This window comes from Streptomyces kronopolitis (assembly GCF_014646275.1).
In the GTDB taxonomy this organism is placed as follows: domain Bacteria; phylum Actinomycetota; class Actinomycetes; order Streptomycetales; family Streptomycetaceae; genus Streptomyces; species Streptomyces kronopolitis.
On sequence record NZ_BMND01000136.1, the window covers coordinates 1 to 518 of the forward strand.

Here is a 518-nt window from a genome sequence, read left to right on the forward strand (position 1 = left end):
CAAAAAGCGCATTCGCAATCGCATAGGCTAAACCCACGCCAAGCGCTCGCACATGTTCAGGGAATAATTCTGCTTTAATGACCCCAGCAATGCAAGTGTAAAAACTCATCGCGCTCAATGCAAGCATTTCATAAAATAGGGCTTCATACACGCCACTAGCATGCTTGATACCATAAAAGACAACGGGCGTTACAATAAGACCTGCGATAGCAAAAACCATCAGCATTTGGGTGCGCTTGATTTTATCAGCCAGCATCCCACATAAGGGTTGCAACAAAATAAAATAAGAGAGCGCTAAAAGCATGATAAAACTGCTTTCTTTAGGGCTGAATGATGAGCTGTTGGTTAAAAAGATTTTTAAATACACCGTAAAAGTATAAAAACACAAACTCCCTCCCATAGTTAGCCCAAAGACTATCATTAAGGCTTTTTTATGGTTGAGTAATTCCTTCAAACTGCCTCTTTGGGTTTTTTCTTTAATAGTGGTTTTAAAAGTTGTTTGACCATCCATAGTTTCT

The 518-nt window shown here is 39.4% G+C and carries 1 protein-coding gene; it reads right to left on the reverse strand.

Annotated features, from left to right (window positions below; genetic code table 11):
* Positions 1 to 518, reverse strand: a 518-nt coding sequence (locus tag IEY78_RS35510; RefSeq protein ID WP_189104842.1) for an MFS transporter, incomplete at both ends; no start/stop codon positions are given.